The 17443-nt window shown below is 57.7% G+C and carries 17 protein-coding genes; 6 read left to right on the top strand and 11 right to left on the bottom strand.

All coding sequences use genetic code 11. The features are described from left to right. Positions 1-2: 2 nt before the first annotated feature. Together NTD86_RS16770 and NTD86_RS16765 are read right to left on the bottom strand one after the other, a co-directional pair. Positions 3-485, bottom strand: coding sequence for a GAF domain-containing protein (locus NTD86_RS16770; protein ID WP_262203833.1), 483 nt, complete (start codon positions 483-485; stop codon positions 3-5). Continuing rightward, positions 478-1371, bottom strand: a complete 894-nt coding sequence (locus NTD86_RS16765; protein ID WP_262203832.1) for an ATP-binding protein — start codon at positions 1369-1371, stop codon at positions 478-480. Before NTD86_RS16765 ends, NTD86_RS16770 begins: the two co-directional genes overlap by 8 nt. Before the next feature lie 176 nt (positions 1372-1547). Here NTD86_RS16765 and NTD86_RS16760 point away from each other — a divergent pair, with 176 nt between their 5' ends. Beyond that, entirely contained in the window at positions 1548-3866 is a 2319-nt protein-coding gene (locus tag NTD86_RS16760; RefSeq protein ID WP_262203831.1) for an ATP-binding protein, read from the top strand. 69 nt (positions 3867-3935) lie between these two features. On the opposite strand, the gene NTD86_RS16755 is transcribed toward NTD86_RS16760, so the two are convergent. Both NTD86_RS16755 and msrB read right to left on the bottom strand, forming a co-directional pair. Beyond that, entirely contained in the window at positions 3936-4418 is a 483-nt protein-coding gene (locus tag NTD86_RS16755) for a glutathione peroxidase (RefSeq protein WP_262203829.1), read from the bottom strand. 33 nt (positions 4419-4451) lie between these two features. Then, positions 4452-4847 carry a peptide-methionine (R)-S-oxide reductase MsrB gene (gene msrB / locus NTD86_RS16750; RefSeq protein ID WP_262203827.1) on the bottom strand — a complete coding sequence of 132 codons (396 nt, stop codon included), beginning with the start codon at positions 4845-4847 and terminating at the stop codon, positions 4452-4454. Positions 4848-5059: 212 nt separating this feature from the next. Between msrB and NTD86_RS16745 the strand changes: the two genes are divergently transcribed. Both NTD86_RS16745 and htpX read left to right on the top strand, forming a co-directional pair. Continuing rightward, complete coding sequence (locus NTD86_RS16745; protein WP_262203826.1) at positions 5060-6271, top strand: pyridoxal phosphate-dependent aminotransferase; 1212 nt, start codon at positions 5060-5062, stop codon at positions 6269-6271. Positions 6272-6584: 313 nt separating this feature from the next. Then, complete coding sequence (gene htpX / locus NTD86_RS16740; protein ID WP_262203824.1) at positions 6585-7472, top strand: protease HtpX; 888 nt, start codon at positions 6585-6587, stop codon at positions 7470-7472. A 57-nt stretch (positions 7473-7529) separates the two neighbouring features. Here the strand turns inward: htpX and NTD86_RS16735 are convergent, their stop codons facing one another. Continuing rightward, complete coding sequence (locus tag NTD86_RS16735) at positions 7530-8195, bottom strand: thiopurine S-methyltransferase (RefSeq protein WP_262203822.1); 666 nt, start codon at positions 8193-8195, stop codon at positions 7530-7532. A gap of 100 nt (positions 8196-8295) precedes the next feature. On the opposite strand from NTD86_RS16735, the gene NTD86_RS16730 reads away from it, so the two are divergent. After that, entirely contained in the window at positions 8296-9063 is a 768-nt protein-coding gene (locus NTD86_RS16730) for a DODA-type extradiol aromatic ring-opening family dioxygenase (protein ID WP_262203820.1), read from the top strand. A gap of 160 nt (positions 9064-9223) precedes the next feature. Here the strand turns inward: NTD86_RS16730 and NTD86_RS16725 are convergent, their stop codons facing one another. Beyond that, positions 9224-10885 carry a DEAD/DEAH box helicase gene (locus NTD86_RS16725; RefSeq protein WP_262203819.1) on the bottom strand — a complete coding sequence of 554 codons (1662 nt, stop codon included), beginning with the start codon at positions 10883-10885 and terminating at the stop codon, positions 9224-9226. 370 nt (positions 10886-11255) lie between these two features. Then, positions 11256-12011 (bottom strand): spermidine synthase, encoded by a 756-nt coding sequence (locus NTD86_RS16720; RefSeq protein WP_262203817.1) that lies wholly within the window; start codon positions 12009-12011, stop codon positions 11256-11258. Between the two features lie 157 nt (positions 12012-12168). Here NTD86_RS16720 and NTD86_RS16715 point away from each other — a divergent pair, with 157 nt between their 5' ends. Continuing rightward, complete coding sequence (locus NTD86_RS16715; protein ID WP_262203816.1) at positions 12169-13515, top strand: class II 3-deoxy-7-phosphoheptulonate synthase; 1347 nt, start codon at positions 12169-12171, stop codon at positions 13513-13515. 107 nt (positions 13516-13622) lie between these two features. Here the strand turns inward: NTD86_RS16715 and NTD86_RS16710 are convergent, their stop codons facing one another. Next, positions 13623-13802 (bottom strand): DUF1127 domain-containing protein, encoded by a 180-nt coding sequence (locus NTD86_RS16710; protein ID WP_262203815.1) that lies wholly within the window; start codon positions 13800-13802, stop codon positions 13623-13625. Between the two features lie 96 nt (positions 13803-13898). On the opposite strand from NTD86_RS16710, the gene NTD86_RS16705 reads away from it, so the two are divergent. Further along, the gene (locus NTD86_RS16705; RefSeq protein ID WP_262203813.1) at positions 13899-14756 is read left to right on the top strand and encodes a LysR family transcriptional regulator; all 858 of its coding nucleotides are present in this window, start codon (positions 13899-13901) and stop codon (positions 14754-14756) included. Here the strand turns inward: NTD86_RS16705 and NTD86_RS16700 are convergent. The 3 genes from NTD86_RS16700 to earP all read right to left on the bottom strand — a co-directional run bounded on the left by NTD86_RS16700 (position 14746) and on the right by earP (position 17391). After that, positions 14746-15498 (bottom strand): sulfite exporter TauE/SafE family protein, encoded by a 753-nt coding sequence (locus tag NTD86_RS16700; protein WP_262203812.1) that lies wholly within the window; start codon positions 15496-15498, stop codon positions 14746-14748. The two genes, NTD86_RS16705 and NTD86_RS16700, sit on opposite strands and share 11 nt — an antisense overlap. 140 nt (positions 15499-15638) lie before the next feature. Next, positions 15639-16208 (bottom strand): elongation factor P, encoded by a 570-nt coding sequence (locus tag NTD86_RS16695; protein WP_048368748.1) that lies wholly within the window; start codon positions 16206-16208, stop codon positions 15639-15641. A gap of 49 nt (positions 16209-16257) precedes the next feature. After that, on the bottom strand, positions 16258-17391 hold the full coding sequence (gene earP, locus NTD86_RS16690; protein WP_262203811.1) for an elongation factor P maturation arginine rhamnosyltransferase EarP: 1134 nt from the start codon (positions 17389-17391) through the stop codon (positions 16258-16260). Positions 17392-17443: the final 52 nt, after the last annotated feature.

Below are 17443 nucleotides of genomic sequence, written 5' to 3'. Positions count from 1 at the left end.
GATCAACACTCGCTCAAACGCAAGAAAATCGCGGCCAGCTCTTCAATACCTTGCTGGTCCTGCTCGGTGAAGCGGCCGATGCTCGGGCTGTCCAGGTCCAACACACCTATCAGGCGGCCGTCCTTGACCAAGGGCACCACCAGCTCGCTGTTGGAGGCGCTGTCGCAGGCAATATGGCCGGCAAACGTGTGCACATCTTCAACCCGCTGGGTTTGCCGGCTGGCCGCTGCCGTGCCGCATACGCCACGGCCGAACGGAATGCGCACGCAGGCGATCTGCCCCTGGAAGGGACCGAGCACCAGTTCTTCATTGCGATTGAGGTAAAAACCCGCCCAGTTCAAGTCGTCCAACTGGTTAAACAAAAACGCGGAAAACTGTGAGGCGTTGGCAATAAAGTCCCGCTCATCCGCCAGCAACGACTCAAGTTGAGCCTTCAGTAGTGCGTAACCGTCCAGGCCAGCACCCGTGGCGTTTAAATCAATCATTCGTTTGCTCCAACAATTTCAAACCCACCCAGTAGCGCGCGAACTGATAAGCACAGCGGCCATTACGATTGCCGCGCCCGGTTGCCCAGCGCACGGCCAAAATATCCAGCGCCTGATCGCGTTGCCACTGCAGCCCGGCCTTGCTGGCCAGCACGTCAATCCAGTGTTCAACCACGTTCAGGTAATGTTCTTGGGTAAACGGATAAAACGATAACCAGAGCCCGAAACGGTCGGACAAGGCAATCTTGTCTTCCACGGCTTCGCTGGGGTGCAGCTCGCCATCGACGTTTTTCCAGTTCTCGTTATCACTTTCCTTCTCGGGCACCAGGTGCCGACGGTTCGACGTGGCGTAAAGCAGGACGTTATCCGGCGCCTGTTCCAGCGAGCCATCCAGCACGCTTTTCAGCACGCGGTAATCGCTCTCGCCCGACTCAAACGACAAGTCATCGCAAAACAGCACAAAACGGTGTGGCAAACCCTGGAGTTGCTCGACCACCCGCGGCAGGTCCGCAAGTTGATCACGCTCGATTTCAATGAGTCGCAAACCTGCCCCCGCGTATTCGGCGAGCAAAGCGCGAATCAACGAAGACTTGCCGGTGCCGCGCGAGCCCCACAACAGGGCGTGGTTGGCCGGCAGCCCATCCAGAAACTGCTGGGTATTGCGGCCCAGTTGATCGCGTTGGTTATCGACACCGATCAGGTCAGACAGCCGCATCTCCAGGCTCACGTCCAGCGGCAACAAATACCCCGAACGTCCATCACGCTGCCACCGGGCGGCCAGGCAGTTGTCCCACTCAATCGTCTGTCGCGTTGCCGGCAACAAAGGCTCAAGACGAGCAAGAACAGCCTCGGCCCGCTCCAGAAAAGCACTCAATTTAGAATCCATCTCATCTCCACAAACGGATACACAGCGATAGCGCATTCACGCGGCGAGCGTTGAACGTTCCTTCGTGTTGCAAGACATGTCTGCAATTTGAAAAAACCGCACGTCTACCAACAAGTTACCCCACACATCGACTATTCTTGCGGGCGGTAAGGGAATGGAAACAGGTGCAGCTCCCAATGGACATAAAATTCACCCATCGCCTGTCTTTCAAGCAAGCAAGACTGACAGTGCTGGTCGGTTTTGCTCTGGGGACAATGCTTAGCCTGGTGCAAATCGGCATCGATTATGCCAGTGAAAACGCTGCCATCAACCGGGAAATCCAATCCCTGCTGGACATCAGCCACAACCCAGCATCACGTATCGCCTACAACCTCGACACCGAGCTCGCCCAAGAACTGGCCATGGGGCTGCTGCGTTCGCCCGCCATCACTGGTGCGAAAATCAGCGACAACGACAAAAACATCCTCGCACTTGTCAGCGACGCCCCTGAAGGCGGACGTTATCGCGCCCTGAGCGATTTTTTGTTTGGTGACACCCGCAGCTTCGATGACCGCTTGTATTTCAATCACTTGCCTGAGCAAAGCGTGGGCGAGCTACACCTTGAGGTGGACACCTACCCATTTGGCGCGCGCTTTTTGCAACGCGCCGAGGTGACGTTGCTCAGTGGTTTTGTCCGCAGTTTTTTACTCACCTTTATTCTGCTGGGGCTTTTCTACGTCATGCTGACGCGCCCGCTTGTGCGCGTCATCGGTGAGCTGAGCAACACCAAGCCCGGCGATCCGAACCCTTCACGCGTCCAATGCCCACCGGGCCATAAAGACGACGAGATTGGTGTTTTGGTCGACGCCACCAATCAACAGTTCGATGCCGTCACCCGAGAAATAGAGCACCGCCGTGCGGCCGAAAACCGCCTGACCGAGTACTTGGCACAACTGGAAAACATTGTTTCGGCCCGCACTCAGGAGCTTGAAGCCATCAATACCCGGTTGAGCCAGTCCAATGAAGAGCTCGAAGCCGCCCGCAGCACCGCCCTGGAAATGGCCCAGGCCAGGGCCGCATTTCTGGCCAACATGAGCCACGAGATACGCACACCCTTGAATGGTCTGCTGGGCATGCTCGCCCTGAGCCTGGACGGCCCGCTGAACGCCGAGCAGCATCAGCAACTGTCCATTGCCCACGACTCGGGCAAAGTGCTGGTCGAATTGCTCAATGACATTCTCGACCTGTCCAAATTCGACGCGGGTCAATTGGAACTGGAACACATTGCATTCGACCTCGGCACACTCATTGAAGACACCGCCAAACTGCTCTCGCAGAACGCTGCCCCCAGCGTCGAACTGACCTGCCTGATCGATCCGGCTTTCCCGGTGCTGGTGCTGGGCGATCCGACGCGGGTGCGACAAATCGTCAGCAACCTGTTATCCAACGCGCTCAAATTCACCCGTTTTGGGCGTGTCGATGTGCGCTTGAGTCTGCAAGGCGACAACGTACGCATCGAAGTGTGTGACACCGGCATTGGTATCGCCCAAGAAGCGCAAGCCCGTATATTCCGCCCCTTCACCCAGGCGGGCGCAGGTATCACCCGCCAGTTTGGCGGCACGGGCCTGGGCCTGGCGCTGACCCGCAGCCTGTGTGAGGCCATGCAAGGGCGGCTGACCATCAGTTCCGAGATAGGCTTTGGCAGCCAGTTCTGCGCCGAGTTGCCATTGCCCTGCCACACCCCTGCCATCGCCTTCAAACCACTGACGGGACGCGTCATTGCCGTGAGCGCCTCGAGCAGCGGGCTCAGCGAATTGCTCAGCAACTATTTACCCTTATGGGGCCTGGAATACGTGCGCTACTCGCTCGGTCAATCCCTGGAAGGTGTCGACACCCAGTTGCTGATTACTGATTGCTCGGAGTGTTTGGGCGAGCTGCGGCCGGCCATCTGCGCGCCTATTCTGCTGGTCACCGCCTACGGCAACTTTATGCCTGGCGAGCAAGTCAACGCCCTCGCCCCGCTGCATCAAAAGGCCCGCCCCCTGTCGCGCCTGGCGCTGTATCAGTCGGTGCAACATCTGTTGCAAAAAGAGGACGACGAAAGCCCCCGCATCCCAGTCATTGCCCCACCGGTATCCCATCGCGCGCGGATTCTTCTGGTCGAAGACAACCCGGTCAACCAGTTAGTAGCCAAAGGCATGCTGAGCAAGCTGGGCTGTGACGTCGTGATTGCCGCCCATGGCGGTGAGGCCTTGGGCCAACTGGAGCACAGCGACTTTGATCTGGTGCTGATGGACTGCAACATGCCGGTGATGGATGGCTATGAGACTAGCCGCCGGATTCGTGACAGCGGCCGCTGGCCAGACTTGCCGATCGTCGCCTTAACGGCTAACGCCATGCCGGAAGAACGGGAACGTTGCCGTGCGGCGGGGATGAATGACTACCTGGCCAAGCCGTTCCGCCGAGAAGAGCTGGCGGCGCTGCTGGAAAGCTGGGTACCCATAAAAGATCAATAAGCGCAGATAGTTGCAGGAGCGAGCTACCCTCGCGATCTTTTACAGATCAAAAGCTCGCTCCTGCAGCCATTATTTGAGCAGTTTCTCGATGTCTGCCTTTAACGCTTGTGGCTTGGTCGCGGGGGCGTAGCGCTGGACCTTGCCATCCGGACCGATCAGGAACTTGGTGAAATTCCACTTGATGCCCTGTGAACCCAACACTCCCGGGGCGCGCTTTTTCAACTCAACGAATAGCGGGTGTGCCTGACTGCCGTTGACCTCGACCTTTTTGAACAGCGGGAAGGTCACGCCAAAATTCAACTCGCAAAACTCGGAAATCGCAGCCTCATCGCCCGGCTCCTGCTTGCCGAACTGATTACACGGGAAGCCAAGAATCACCAGCCCCTGGTCCTTGTAGCGCTGCCACAGCGCCTCAAGGCCTTGGTACTGTGGTGTAAAGCCGCATTTGCTGGCGGTATTGACCACCAGCACCGCCTTACCCGAGTAATCCGCCAGGGTCTTTTGCTCGCCGCTGAGGGTGGTGCAGGGAATTGTGAGCAGGCTGTCAGTCATGACGAAATCTCGGGAAAAGGGCCAAGGGAGAACTCAGGCGCGTGGAACCAAGTCCAGGCACACCGAGTTGATGCAGTAGCGCAGCCCGGTTGGTGGCGGACCATCAGGGAAGACATGGCCCAAGTGAGCATCACATTTGGCACACACCACTTCGGTGCGGATCATCCCGTGGCTGGTGTCGCGAATCTCGACCATCGCGCTCTCGCCAATCGGCGCGTAGAAGCTCGGCCAGCCGCAGCCCGAATCGAACTTGGTGCGTGAGTCAAACAACGGTTCGCTGCAGCAGACACAGTGATAGATGCCATCGGTTTTGGTGGCGTTGTATTTACCCGAAAACGGTCGCTCGGTGCCTTTGAGACGGCACACGTTGTACTGCTCTGGATCGAGCATGGCTTTCCATTCGTCCAGGGTTTTGTTCAACTTTTCCATGGTTCTACCTCTGCAACTGAAAAACCCCGACCGGTGGCTTTTCCAGGGGGCGGGTGGCACGTATGATTGCGCCTCGTTATGCGCCAGTCTGGCACCCGCTCTATCTGCATTCAAACGGATTCTTGAGGCAAAGCGGTGTTCGCCAACGCAGAATTCCCCAGTGACGAGGTGTTCACCTTGCCTGGATCGTTCATTTTCGGGATCCCATCGCCATGCAGGTCAGCAAATCAAACAAGCTCGCCAACGTCTGTTATGACATTCGCGGCCCAGTGCTCAAGCACGCCAAACGTCTGGAAGAGGAAGGTCAGCGCATCCTCAAGCTGAATATCGGCAACCCGGCACCTTTTGGTTTTGAAGCGCCGGACGAGATCCTGCAAGACGTGATCCGCAACCTGCCAACCGCCCAAGGGTACAGCGACTCCAAAGGGCTGTTCAGCGCGCGCAAGGCGGTGATGCAGTACTACCAGCAAAAGCAGGTCGAAGGTGTCGGTATTGAAGACATCTACCTGGGCAACGGCGTGTCCGAGCTGATCGTGATGTCGCTGCAAGCACTGCTCAATAACGGCGACGAAGTACTGGTGCCCGCCCCGGACTACCCACTGTGGACTGCAGCCGTGACCCTGGCTGGCGGCCATCCTGTGCATTATCTGTGCGACGAGCAAGCCAACTGGTGGCCAGACCTTGAAGACATCAAGGCCAAGATCACCCCAAATACCAAAGCCATGGTGATCATCAACCCGAACAACCCGACGGGCGCGGTGTATTCCAAGGAAGTGTTGCTGGGCATGCTCGAACTGGCGCGCCAGCACAACCTGGTGGTGTTCTCTGACGAAATCTACGACAAGATCCTCTACGACGATGCCGTGCACATCTGCACCGCATCGCTGGCACCGGACGTGCTATGCCTGACCTTCAACGGCTTGTCCAAGTCGTACCGGGTGGCAGGTTTCCGCTCCGGCTGGATCGCGATTTCCGGCCCCAAGCAAAACGCCAAGAGCTACATCGAAGGCATCGACATGCTGGCCAACATGCGCTTGTGCGCCAACGTGCCCAGCCAGCATGCCATTCAGACCGCCCTTGGTGGCTACCAGAGCATCAATGACCTGGTACTGCCCAACGGACGCCTGCTGGAGCAGCGCAACCGTACCTGGGAATTGCTCAATGACATCCCGGGCGTCAGCTGCGTGAAACCAATGGGCGCGTTGTACGCATTCCCGCGTATCGACCCAAAAGTGTGCCCGATCCTCAATGACGAAAAATTCGTCCTGGATCTGCTGCTTTCGGAAAAACTGCTGGTGGTCCAGGGCACTGCGTTCAACTGGCCATGGCCCGACCATTTCCGTGTCGTGACCCTGCCACGGGTTGACGAATTGGACATGGCCATCGGACGGATCGGTAACTTCCTGAAGACCTATCGTCAGTAATTTCTGAACACGCTGTGCGACATATGAAAAGTCGCACAGCGTGTGTCCACTGAAAGATTCTTCATTTGTCACCTTTCCCTACCTTTTCTTCACTCCCCAAAACATCGAATAAGGGCAAAGCCTTTTATTTATTGGCTTTGGGCCAATCTTTTGCCCGAATAAAGCGGCAATTCATATCAGGAAAAATCAGGCGAGGCTTTCGATTCGACCTGTAGGACACAGTTTGAAATAGTCACTTGGTTGAATAGCCCGAGGCAGCACCTTATATACCCGCATGCAGCAACACCCTTAAGACGAGGAGATTCTTACAACCATGATGCGCATTCTGCTGTTTTTGGCCACTAACCTGGCGGTCGTGCTGATTGCCAGCATCACCCTGAGCCTGTTCGGCTTTAACGGGTTCATGGCGGCCAACGGGGTTGATCTGAACCTCAATCAGCTGTTGGTGTTCTGTGCGGTCTTTGGTTTTGCCGGGTCTTTGTTCTCGCTGTTCATCTCCAAATGGATGGCGAAAATGAGCACCAGCACCCAGGTGATCACTCAACCTCGTACACGCCACGAACAATGGCTGATGCAAACCGTTGAACAATTGTCCCGCGAAGCCGGGATCAAAATGCCTGAAGTGGGGATTTTCCCGGCTTACGAGGCCAACGCCTTTGCCACCGGCTGGAACAAAAATGATGCTCTGGTTGCGGTTAGCCAGGGCTTGCTTGAGCGTTTTTCGCCCGATGAAGTGAAAGCCGTACTGGCTCACGAAATCGGCCACGTCGCCAATGGCGACATGGTGACCCTGGCCTTGGTGCAAGGCGTGGTGAACACCTTTGTGATGTTCTTTGCCCGTATCATCGGCAATTTCGTCGATAAAGTGATCTTCAAGAACGATGAAGGCCGTGGCATTGCCTACTATGTAGCGACCATTTTCGCGGAGTTGGTACTGGGTTTCCTGGCCAGCGCCATCGTGATGTGGTTCTCGCGCCGCCGCGAGTTCCGGGCTGACGAAGCCGGTGCTCACCTGGCCGGGACCAGCGCCATGATCAGCGCACTGCAGCGCCTGCGCTCTGAGCAAGGCCTGCCGGTGCACATGCCGGACACCTTGTCCGCCTTTGGTATCAACGGCGGTCTGAAGCAAGGCCTGGCGCGGATGTTCATGAGCCATCCGCCTCTGGAAGAACGTATCGATGCACTGCGTCGTCGTGGCTGATAGCCAGGGCAGGCACTGAAAAGGGCGACTTCGGTCGCCCTTTTTTGTGGCTGCGATTTAAACCCGCGACGTTTTGTCGAGGCGATAAACCCGCTCATCAAGGCGTGTGACGCCATGTTGTACAAACTTCCACTCCTGCCCCAGCACATCAACCTGCTTGAGTTCGCGCAGCGACCAAGCAGATGCGAAAAGGCGCTGAACTTCAGCATCCGGCACTGAAAAAGGCGGTCCATTGCGTTGTGCCTGGTCGTAGTCAAGGGTGATCAACAGGCCTTTGCAGGCCTGGGGCAACAACGTATTGAGCTGCTTCGCATAGGCTTCGCGCATGTCGGGCGGCAAGGCAATGAGTGCTGCGCGGTCATACACCGCCGTGCAGGCCTCCAGATGCTGTGCTTCCAATGCAAAGAAATCACCGCACAGGAGTGTAACAGGCCCCGCCTCGTACACCCTGAAGGCACCTTGCTGACTCACCTGAGGCTCGACCTGCTGCTCGCGAAAAAACTGCTCTACGGCGATCTGCGACAGCTCTACGCCCAATACTTCGTAACCCTGGGCTGCCAACCAGCTAACATCCAGGCTCTTGCCACACAACGGCACCAGGACCCGGCTGCCCTCCTCCAACGCCAATGCTGGCCAGAACTGCTCCAGGTCAGCGTTGACCGTGTCTACGTGAAAGCCGATCTGATTGCGCTCCCAGCGAGCGTGCCAAAAATCAGGTTGCATGAATCACCTGTAAATTCGATGAATAAGTATTAAAACTTATATTGGATTTAGATCAATGATCAGGTTGAAGATGTCTCATCTTAACCTTGAGGACCCACCCATGCTGCCCAGCCTATACATCTCGCACGGTTCACCGATGCTAGCACTGGAGCCTGGTGAAAGCGGCCCGGCGTTGAAGCGCCTGGCAGCCGAACTCCCTAAACCCAAGGCCATCGTGCTGGTGTCAGCGCACTGGGAGAGTGCCGACCTGCAGGTTGCCAGCCATAGCGCACCACCCACCTGGCATGACTTTGGTGGCTTCCCGCGCGCGCTGTACAACGTGCAATACCCCGCACCGGGCGACCCGGCACTGGCCGCACGTATCGTAAAACGTCTAGGCGAACACGGCCTGCCCGCACAACTGGATGACCAGCGCCCTTTCGACCATGGTGCCTGGGTGCCGTTGTCATTGATGTACCCAGCGGCCGACATCCCGGTGGTACAGGTGTCATTGCCCAGCCGGCTAGGCCCTGCGGGCTTGAACAAAGTGGGCCAGGCTCTGGCCGGTTTGCGCAGCGAAGGCATCTTGATCATTGGTTCTGGCAGCATCACTCACAACCTGCGTGAACTGGACTGGCATGCCGGCCCGGAAAGCGTCGAGCCGTGGGCCAGGGCGTTTCGCGACTGGATGATTGAAAAGCTCGTCGCCGAAGATGAGAGCGCCTTGCACCAGTACCGGCAGCAGGCGCCATTTGCGGCTAAAAACCATCCCAGTGATGAGCACTTGTTGCCGCTGTACTTTGCTCGGGGTGCCGGCGGCCCGTTCAGCATTGCCCATCAGGGCTGGACCCTGGGCGCGCTGGGGATGGACATTTATCGGTTTGGATAAAAACGTCGCACATCGGCCTTGCGATCTTTCAATGCTCAAAAGATCGCGAGGCAAACTCTGCCCTACGGGATGCATGCCGGGGGTTTCAATGGAATCGCAGGCAAAAAAAATCCCCGAACCAGTCGGGGATTTTTTTAGCGATCAATCACTGCAACAGTGATTAATCTTCGCGGTAGCGACGCAGTTTCAACTGCTTGCCAGCGACACGAGTGTCCTTGAGCTTGGCCAGCAGTTTTTCCAGGCCTTCTTCCGGCAGTTCTACCAGGCTGAAGCTATCACGCACTTGAATGCGACCGATGGCTTCACGCGCCAGGCCACCCTCGTTGAGGATAGCGCCCAGCAGGTTCTTGGCAGCGATACCATCACGCGCACCCAGCGCGGTACGGCAACGGGCACGGCCTTCAGCCAGTGGAGCTGGAGCACGACGCTCACGATCACCACGCTCTGGACGATCACCACTGCGCTCACGCGGAGTGCTGTTCGGTACCAGTGGGCGCTCACGTTCAATGGCTGCCAGGGTCAGAGCCTGACCGTTGGTGGCTTTGCGCAACAGAGCAGCGGCCAGTGCACGCGGGCTGCAACCGATATCGGCTGTCAGGCGATCCAGCAGATCGCCGTGGGTCGATTCAGCATCAGCAACCAGTGGCGCCAAGCTGTTGGTCAGTTTCTTGATGCGAGCATCGAGAACGGCTTGAGCGTCCGGCAGGCGGACCTCAGCAACCTTTTGACCGGTTACACGCTCGATCACTTGCAGCATGCGGCGCTCACGTGGAGTCACCAGCAGCAATGCACGACCTTCGCGACCGGCACGGCCAGTACGGCCGATACGGTGAACGTAGGACTCTGGATCGTACGGCATGTCCACGTTGAACACGTGGGTGATACGCGGTACGTCAAGACCACGTGCCGCTACGTCGGTCGCCACAACGATGTCCAGACGGCCATCTTTGAGGGAGTCGATTACGCGCTCACGTTGGTTCTGGGCAATGTCACCGTTCAGCGCAGCGGCTTTGTAGCCTTTGGCTTCCAGGGCGCTGGCCAGGTCCAGGGTCGCTTGCTTGGTACGCACGAACATGATCAGCGCGTCGAAGTCTTCAACTTCCAGCAGGCTCAATACAGCCGAGGTCTTCTGGTCAGCGTGAACCAACAGGTGAGCCTGTTCGATCGCGGTAACGGTCTGAGTCTTGGTCTGGATCTTGACGTGCTGCGGGTCACGCAGGTGACGCTCGGCGATGGCGCGGATCGACTGCGGCAGGGTTGCCGAGAACAATACCGTCTGACGGGTAGCAGGCAAAGCCTTGAAGATCACTTCAAGGTCATCCATGAAGCCCAGCTTGAGCATTTCGTCAGCTTCGTCGAGAACCAGGTGGTTCACGGTCGCCAGTACTTTTTCGTCGCGACGCAGGTGGTCGCACAGACGGCCCGGAGTGGCGACAACGATTTGCGCGCCATTACGGATTGCTTTCAGTTGTGGGCCCATGGGCGCACCGCCGTAAACGGCCACAACGTTAACGCTCGGCATTTGCTTGGCGTAGGTTTCGAAAGCGGTTGCTACTTGCAGCGCCAACTCACGGGTTGGCGCCAGGATCAGGGCTTGCGGTTCGCGCTTTGCAGGATCGATGCGATTGAGGATAGGCAGGGCAAAAGCGGCGGTTTTACCCGTACCGGTTTGCGCCTGACCAATCATGTCGTGACCGGCCAAAATGATCGGGATCGATTGCTGCTGAATAGCCGAAGGCTCTTCGTAGCCAGTCGCGATGACGGCTGCAAGAATGTTCGGATTAAGATCAAAAGCGGCGAAGCCGCTGGTTTCCTGGGTCATGGGTCTGCCTCTAAGTGCATCCGCAAAGACCCATGCTTCAAAGCTGCGCATGCCGTGTAAGACTCTAGAGTCGCCCTGGCTGCTTTGTCGTCGGGGATTTGCGAAAACGTTAAATGAATGGAGCGTTCAGGGTTGTCCGCGAAACGGACGAGCAGCCGAAGGGTACTTCGGGAAATGCGACACCTAAACGTGGCCCGGCTAAAGGCCGGCGCGCACTATACCGGATTTATCACAAAAAAGAAGCGCTTTTTTAACACTCGATCGTCTGTATGCCTCTGTAGACCGGGCTTTTGCGATAATTTGGGCTTCGCAAAAATGGCCTCCGCCCGGCTATTGCGGGGCTGTCGCTAAAACGATTAATCACCAAGCATCAGGTCGCAGGGCGAATGGCCTTGATCAGCGACTCCAGCGAATAGCCCAAACGTGATGCCAAGGTTTGCGCCCGCGCAGTCAACGCGTCCAGGTCCAGGGTCTGGTCCAGATCGCTGGGCACCAGCAAGATCACATTGCCTTCTTTGACCGGCAGCTCCCAGTAGTGACGATGGAACAGGCCGCGCAACAGAGCAGCACCCAGCGGTTTGCCGTCATCGGTGGCCCACTGGTTGATCACCAGCCAGCCGTTGGGCAAGAGCTTTTTCTGGCAGTTTTCAAGGAACGTCCAGGCCAGATGGCCAGGCGCGGGGCCCAGATCGTTATACAGGTCGACAAAGATCAGGTCCGCCGGCTCTGCGCTGGGGAGCATCTGCACGGCATCGCCAATGCGAATGTACAGCCGCGGGTCATCGTCCAACCCCATGTATTCAATGGCCAGGCGTGGCACATCCGGGCGCAATTCAATGGCTTCGACGTCTTCGAGGGGCAAGAACTTGAGACAGGCCTGGGTCAGAGTGCCGGCCCCCAACCCGAGAAACAAGGCGCTTTCCGGCGCTGCATGGCACAAGGCGCCGATCAGCATGGCACGGGTGTAGTCGTACTCCAGCCAGCTGGGATCGGTGGTGAACACACAGCTCTGCTCGATCGCATCACCGAACTCGAGGAAGCGGTAGTCTTCCACTTCAAATACTCGAATCATGCCGAAGTCATCATGGACCTCAGCAAGCAGGCGCTCTACGCGCTCCTCAGACATTGCCTCTCCTCGCCGCGCTCCGGCACACACCACCAACGCGCTAAAACCACCACTCGATGCCGAGCGCAAAGGCACAATTGTCAGCCATTGCAGCGCAACAGGTCACGCACTAATTGCTGCTAACATGCGCCATCCCCTTTCGACACTAGAGTCTGCGATGAGCCAACCCTGGAGCCCCGACAGCTGGCGCGCCCTGCCGATCCAGCAACAACCCCACTACCCTGACGCCGCTCACTTGCTACGAGTCGAGCAAAGCCTGGCGAGTTTCCCTCCGCTGGTGTTCGCCGGTGAAGCCCGCGAGCTGCGCCGTCAATTTGCCGAGGTCACTCAAGGTCGGGCGTTTCTGTTGCAAGGTGGTGATTGCGCTGAAAGTTTTGCTGAGTTTTCGGCTGCCAAGATCCGCGACACTTTCAAAGTGTTGCTGCAAATGGCCATTGTCATGACCTTTGCTGCGGGCTGCCCGGTGGTCAAGGTCGGGCGCATGGCCGGCCAGTTCGCCAAGCCGCGCTCGGCCAACGATGAAACGATCAACGGCGTCACGCTGCCAGCGTATCGCGGCGATATCGTCAACGGCATCGGTTTCGATGAACAAAGCCGTGTGCCCGATCCAGAGCGTCTGTTGCAGTCCTACCACCAGTCCACCGCCACTTTGAACTTGCTGCGGGCTTTCGCCCAGGGCGGTTTTGCCGATCTGCACCAAGTGCATAAGTGGAACCTGGACTTTATCGCCAACTCGGCGCTGGCTGAAAAATACAGCCAACTGGCCGACCGTATCGACGAAACCCTGGCTTTCATGCGCGCATGCGGCATGGACAGCTCGCCGCAGTTGCGCGAAACCAGTTTTTTTACCGCCCACGAAGCGCTGCTGCTGAACTACGAAGAAGCCTTCGTGCGTCGCGACAGCCTGACCAACGATTACTACGACTGCTCGGCGCACATGCTGTGGATCGGCGACCGCACCCGTCAGCTCGACGGCGCCCACGTCGAATTTTTGCGCGGGGTGAACAACCCGATCGGGGTCAAGGTCGGCCCGACCATGAACACCGATGAACTGATCCGCCTGATCGACATCCTCAACCCGACCAACGACCCAGGCCGCTTGAACCTGATCGTGCGCATGGGTGCCAACAAGGTGGGCGACCACCTGCCGCAATTGATCCGCGCAGTAGAAGGCGAAGGTAAAAAAGTGCTCTGGAGTTGCGACCCGATGCACGCCAACACCATCAAGGCCAGCAGCGGCTACAAGACCCGCGACTTTGCGCAGATCCTCGGCGAAGTGAAACAGTTCTTCCAGGTCCACGAGGCCGAAGGCAGCTACGCGGGCGGGATCCATATCGAAATGACCGGGCAAAACGTGACCGAATGCATCGGCGGTGCCAACCCGATCACTGAAGACGCTTTGTCTGACCGCTACCACACCCACTGCGACCCACGCATGAACGCCGATCAGTCACTGGAACTGGCGTTCCTGATTGCCGAAACCTTGAAGCAAGTAAAACGCTAAAAGCCATGGGCGCGGGTTTGCTCGCGATGCAGGCGACTCTATTTTTCAGCTAAATCGAGTTGACGACATCGCAAGCAAGCCCGCTTCCACATGGCCCCATGCAAACATCACTTGCTCAGCGGATCGTCCCAAAACGGCCGATGACTCTCAACTTCGATGTCTGCCCGGCTCAGGCCCAAATCCTTGAGCCCCGCATCGCTGATGCGCCGCAGCGCCGCGCGCTCGCGGGCCAGTTCATGCCAGCGCGTAATACGAGCCAACCATTTGACGCCTGTTTGACCTTTCATCACTTGAGTCCTCCATGGGAATGGCTCAAGTCTCGACCTAGGGATAAGATCAATCCAACGAATGTTTCTTATGTGACCCATCTGCGAGATTGATGAATGGCCGGTTTTCCGAGTATCGACACTGATTTGCTGCGCACTTTCGCCGCCATTGCCGATCACGGTGGCTTTACCCGCGCCGCAGAAGCGGTCAATCGCACGCAATCGGCGGTCAGCATGCAAATGAAGCGACTGGAAGAAGACGTGTTGCAATGCACGCTGTTTCAGCGCGATGGGCGTACGGTCAGTCTCACGCCTGAAGGTCAGGTTTTACTGGGGTACGCGCGGCGCATCCTCAAACTGCACAGTGAAGTGTTCAATACCCTTAGCCAGCCGAAAATGGTCGGCACTGTGAAAATTGGCTCGCCGGACGATTACGTCATGCGTTTTTTACCCGGCATTTTGTCGCGCTTCGCCCAGGATTACCCGCTGATCAACGTGGAGGTGCATTGCGAGCCATCAGCTCTGCTGTTACAGCGCAATGATCTGGACCTGACCATTGTGACGTGCGAGCCCGGCACTGAGACCGGGCAGATTCTGCGTCAGGAGCGCTTTGTGTGGATGGTCGCCGAAGGCTTCGCCCCCCACGAACGCACGCCCTTGCCTCTGGCCATGTTCAATACCGACTGCTTTTGCAGCACCTGGGCCTGCAATGCCTTGGACCTGGTGCAGCGCGAGTACCGGGTTGCCTACACCAGCGCCAGCCTGTCGGCGATCAATGCGATGGTGAGCACCGGGCTGGCGGTGACAGCACAGCTGCAAAGCCTGCTGCCGGCGGACTTGCGCATCATTGGCGAAGCAGAAAACCTGCCCCAATTACCCTCCGCCAGCATTGTGCTGTTGCGCAAACAGACCGGCACCACCTCGCCGATCATTGAATGCTTCGCCGACTACATCGTCGAAGGCTTCAAGCTTTGATCGCCAACAGCGCGGCGCACAACAGCAAAAAGGCACAATACAGACCGCGCAGCAGGCGCTCCGGCAGAGCGTGGGCCACCTTGACGCCCCAACTGATGCTCAGCAAGCCGCCGATTGCCATGGGAACGCCCATCAACCAGTGAACTTCGCCATGTACGGCATAGGTCAGCAAGGTGACGGCGGTGCTGGGCGCCGCCAACGCCAGTGACAAGCCTTGGGCCATGACCTGAGTAGTGCCGAAAAGACTGGTCAGCACGGGCGCCGCGACTACTGCCCCGCCCACACCAAACAAACCGCCCGTGGTGCCGGCAACGGCGCCGAGCACGCCGTACCAGGGCCAGCCATAGCGCGAACCGGCCACAGGCTGGGCCGCTGAGCTGTAAAGCTTGATCAGGTTATAGAGGGTGATGCACAGCAAGAAGACGATGAAGCCCCAGCGGATCAGCCGAGCATCGACCCCGACTGCGAGCATTGCCCCCAGCCAGGCAAAACAAAAACTCATCGTGACCAGCGGCAAGGCTTGGCGCAGATCGATTTTGTTGCGTTGGTGATAGCGGTACAGCGCCAGGAACACGTTAGGGACTGACATCACCAGAGCGGTACCTTGCGCGATCTGCTGGTCCAGACCGAACCATAACCCCAGAACAGGGATCGCGATCAAGCCGCCACCAATCCCGAACAACCCGCCCAGCGCACCCAGGGCAAGGCCCAGAACGGCGTACATCGTTAAATCTATAAACATTGCTGCCCCTCGATCAGAGCGGCCATGCTAACCAGTCACTCTCACGGGGCAAAGCGTTAAACCGCGCCCGGCGGATAATTTCACGAATAAAAAAACCCGACAGTAACGTCGGGTTTTTCATCGTGCGGTTTACGCCAGAATTACTTGGCGCGGCCCTTGTAGGAACCACCTTCACGGGTATCGATCTCGATCATGTCGCCGATTTCGATAAAGTCAGCAACGCTCAGCTCGGTGCCGTTTTTCAGTTTGGCAGGCTTCATCACCTTGCCAGAAGTGTCGCCACGTGCCGAACCTTCGGTGTAGTCAACCTGACGCACGATAGTGGTCGGCAGTTCTACGGAAACCAGACGCTCTTCGAAGAAGACGGCTTCGCACACGTCAGTCATGCCTTCTTCAACGAATGGCAGAACGGCTTCGATGTCTTCAGCGTTCAGCTCGTACATGGTGTAGTCAGTGGTGTCCATGAACGTGTAGGTGTCGCCGCTGATGAAGGACAGGGTCGCTTCTTTGCGATCCAGGATCACGTCATCCAGCTTGTCGTCAGCGCTGTATACGGTTTCAGTCTTGTAACCGGTCAGCAGGTTCTTCAGCTTGGTCTTCATGATTGCGCTGTTACGACCAGACTTGGTGAACTCAGCTTTCTGAACCAGCCAAGGATCGTTGTCGATACGAATCACTGTACCGGGTTTAAGCTCTTTACCAGTTTTCATTACGAGTATCCGAATTTGGATTGAGATTTACAAAAATCTAGGCCGCGTATCATATCCAATTTCTATAAAACAGTACTAGCGCTTGCGCAAGATCAGCCTGCAATGCCTGCTCCAGACACCATTGTTCGGCGTGCTCGGTGATTTCAGGCCAGTGCTCGAGCACGCCATTCCAGCCTTGCGCCATGTCCGAGCCGGCATTCCAGGCATGCCACAACCCGGTAAATGCCTGAGCCGCAGCGGGCGACAGGCCCTTGATGTACAGCGCCAGAAACGCATTGAGCTTGACCCAGTGCGCGTCTTCTTCCTGCTCGTAGATGTGCCACAAAAAGGGCCGTCCCGCCCATTGCGCGCGGACAAACGAGTCTTCGCCGCGCACGGCGTTGAAATCACAGCTCCATAACAGGCGGTCGTAATCTTGTTGTCGGACGAACGGCAACGCCTGCACAGTCAGTAACCCGCGTTGCTCGACACGCCCCAACGCCAGTTCGTCGATTTCAAGCCAATTCAGCAGGTCGCCCATGATTCGCCCTTGCGGCACCAGCAAGTGAATGGCCGTAGTCCCCGTCGCCATTGCGTCCAACCAACTGGCCAACCCGGTGTTTTCGTAGGCAAACAGGGATATCAGGCGGGCGTTGTCCGCCGCCACGACGCCCAGGCTTTGCAAAAACTCCTGCCTGACGTTCGGGTCTTGCTCAAAAGAGCGGCGCCGGGCCAGCAAGTCTGCTTCGCGCAACAACCCTCCCGTCCCGGCTTCAAAGCCCGGGAAGAAGAACGTGCGCTTCAAGCCGTCAGGTCGCAGAGACGCCAGACCGTGGCAGCCGCTGACCCAGTCCTCTGCGCTCAGGTACTCGAGATTGATCCACAGCGCCGGGTGTTCCCGCGCCTTGATGGCCTCCAGATAAGCTTCGGGCAAGGTGCAGGCGAAGGCTTCGATCACCACGTCAGCGGCCTCGACCGGTTGCCACTCCTTGGGCCATAGGCGCACGTCCACGCCCTGCTGCCATTGCTGGGCCGCATTGGCATCGGCTTCAGGGCATAACGGCACAAACGCCTGCAAATCATCGACCCATAGCCGCACAGGTACCTGATGCTCTGCCGCCAGTTGCCGGGCCAGACGCCAGGTCACGCCAATGTCGCCGTAGTTATCGACCACACTGCAAAAAATATCCCAGTTAGCTTTCATTCCGGGCTCCGACACTCAAAGGCGCGATTGTCCGCATAAATCCGTAAGAACA

This window comes from Pseudomonas sp. 7P_10.2_Bac1, from assembly GCF_025465935.1.
Lineage (GTDB): Bacteria > Pseudomonadota > Gammaproteobacteria > Pseudomonadales > Pseudomonadaceae > Aquipseudomonas.
Note: the sequence above shows the minus strand (reverse complement) of the source record. Positions and strands in the feature narration are given on the sequence as shown.

Excerpts from the sequence above, each read along its gene's own strand:
- NTD86_RS16710 (WP_262203815.1), bottom strand. The coding sequence starts at position 13,802 with ATGAAAGGTCAAACAGGCGTCAAATGGTTGGCTCGTATTACGCGCTGG.
- earP (WP_262203811.1), bottom strand. The coding sequence starts at position 17,391 with ATGAAAGCTAACTGGGATATTTTTTGCAGTGTGGTCGATAACTACGGC.
- NTD86_RS16760 (WP_262203831.1), top strand. The coding sequence starts at position 1,548 with ATGGACATAAAATTCACCCATCGCCTGTCTTTCAAGCAAGCAAGACTG.
- NTD86_RS16695 (WP_048368748.1), bottom strand. The coding sequence starts at position 16,208 with ATGAAAACTGGTAAAGAGCTTAAACCCGGTACAGTGATTCGTATCGAC.
- NTD86_RS16705 (WP_262203813.1), top strand. The coding sequence starts at position 13,899 with ATGGCCGGTTTTCCGAGTATCGACACTGATTTGCTGCGCACTTTCGCC.
- msrB (WP_262203827.1), bottom strand. The coding sequence starts at position 4,847 with ATGGAAAAGTTGAACAAAACCCTGGACGAATGGAAAGCCATGCTCGAT.
- NTD86_RS16755 (WP_262203829.1), bottom strand. The coding sequence starts at position 4,418 with ATGACTGACAGCCTGCTCACAATTCCCTGCACCACCCTCAGCGGCGAG.
- NTD86_RS16700 (WP_262203812.1), bottom strand. The coding sequence starts at position 15,498 with ATGTTTATAGATTTAACGATGTACGCCGTTCTGGGCCTTGCCCTGGGT.
- NTD86_RS16770 (WP_262203833.1), bottom strand. The coding sequence starts at position 485 with ATGATTGATTTAAACGCCACGGGTGCTGGCCTGGACGGTTACGCACTA.
- NTD86_RS16725 (WP_262203819.1), bottom strand. The coding sequence starts at position 10,885 with ATGACCCAGGAAACCAGCGGCTTCGCCGCTTTTGATCTTAATCCGAAC.
- NTD86_RS16735 (WP_262203822.1), bottom strand. The coding sequence starts at position 8,195 with ATGCAACCTGATTTTTGGCACGCTCGCTGGGAGCGCAATCAGATCGGC.
- NTD86_RS16745 (WP_262203826.1), top strand. The coding sequence starts at position 5,060 with ATGCAGGTCAGCAAATCAAACAAGCTCGCCAACGTCTGTTATGACATT.
- NTD86_RS16730 (WP_262203820.1), top strand. The coding sequence starts at position 8,296 with ATGCTGCCCAGCCTATACATCTCGCACGGTTCACCGATGCTAGCACTG.
- NTD86_RS16715 (WP_262203816.1), top strand. The coding sequence starts at position 12,169 with ATGAGCCAACCCTGGAGCCCCGACAGCTGGCGCGCCCTGCCGATCCAG.
- htpX (WP_262203824.1), top strand. The coding sequence starts at position 6,585 with ATGATGCGCATTCTGCTGTTTTTGGCCACTAACCTGGCGGTCGTGCTG.
- NTD86_RS16720 (WP_262203817.1), bottom strand. The coding sequence starts at position 12,011 with ATGTCTGAGGAGCGCGTAGAGCGCCTGCTTGCTGAGGTCCATGATGAC.
- NTD86_RS16765 (WP_262203832.1), bottom strand. The coding sequence starts at position 1,371 with ATGGATTCTAAATTGAGTGCTTTTCTGGAGCGGGCCGAGGCTGTTCTT.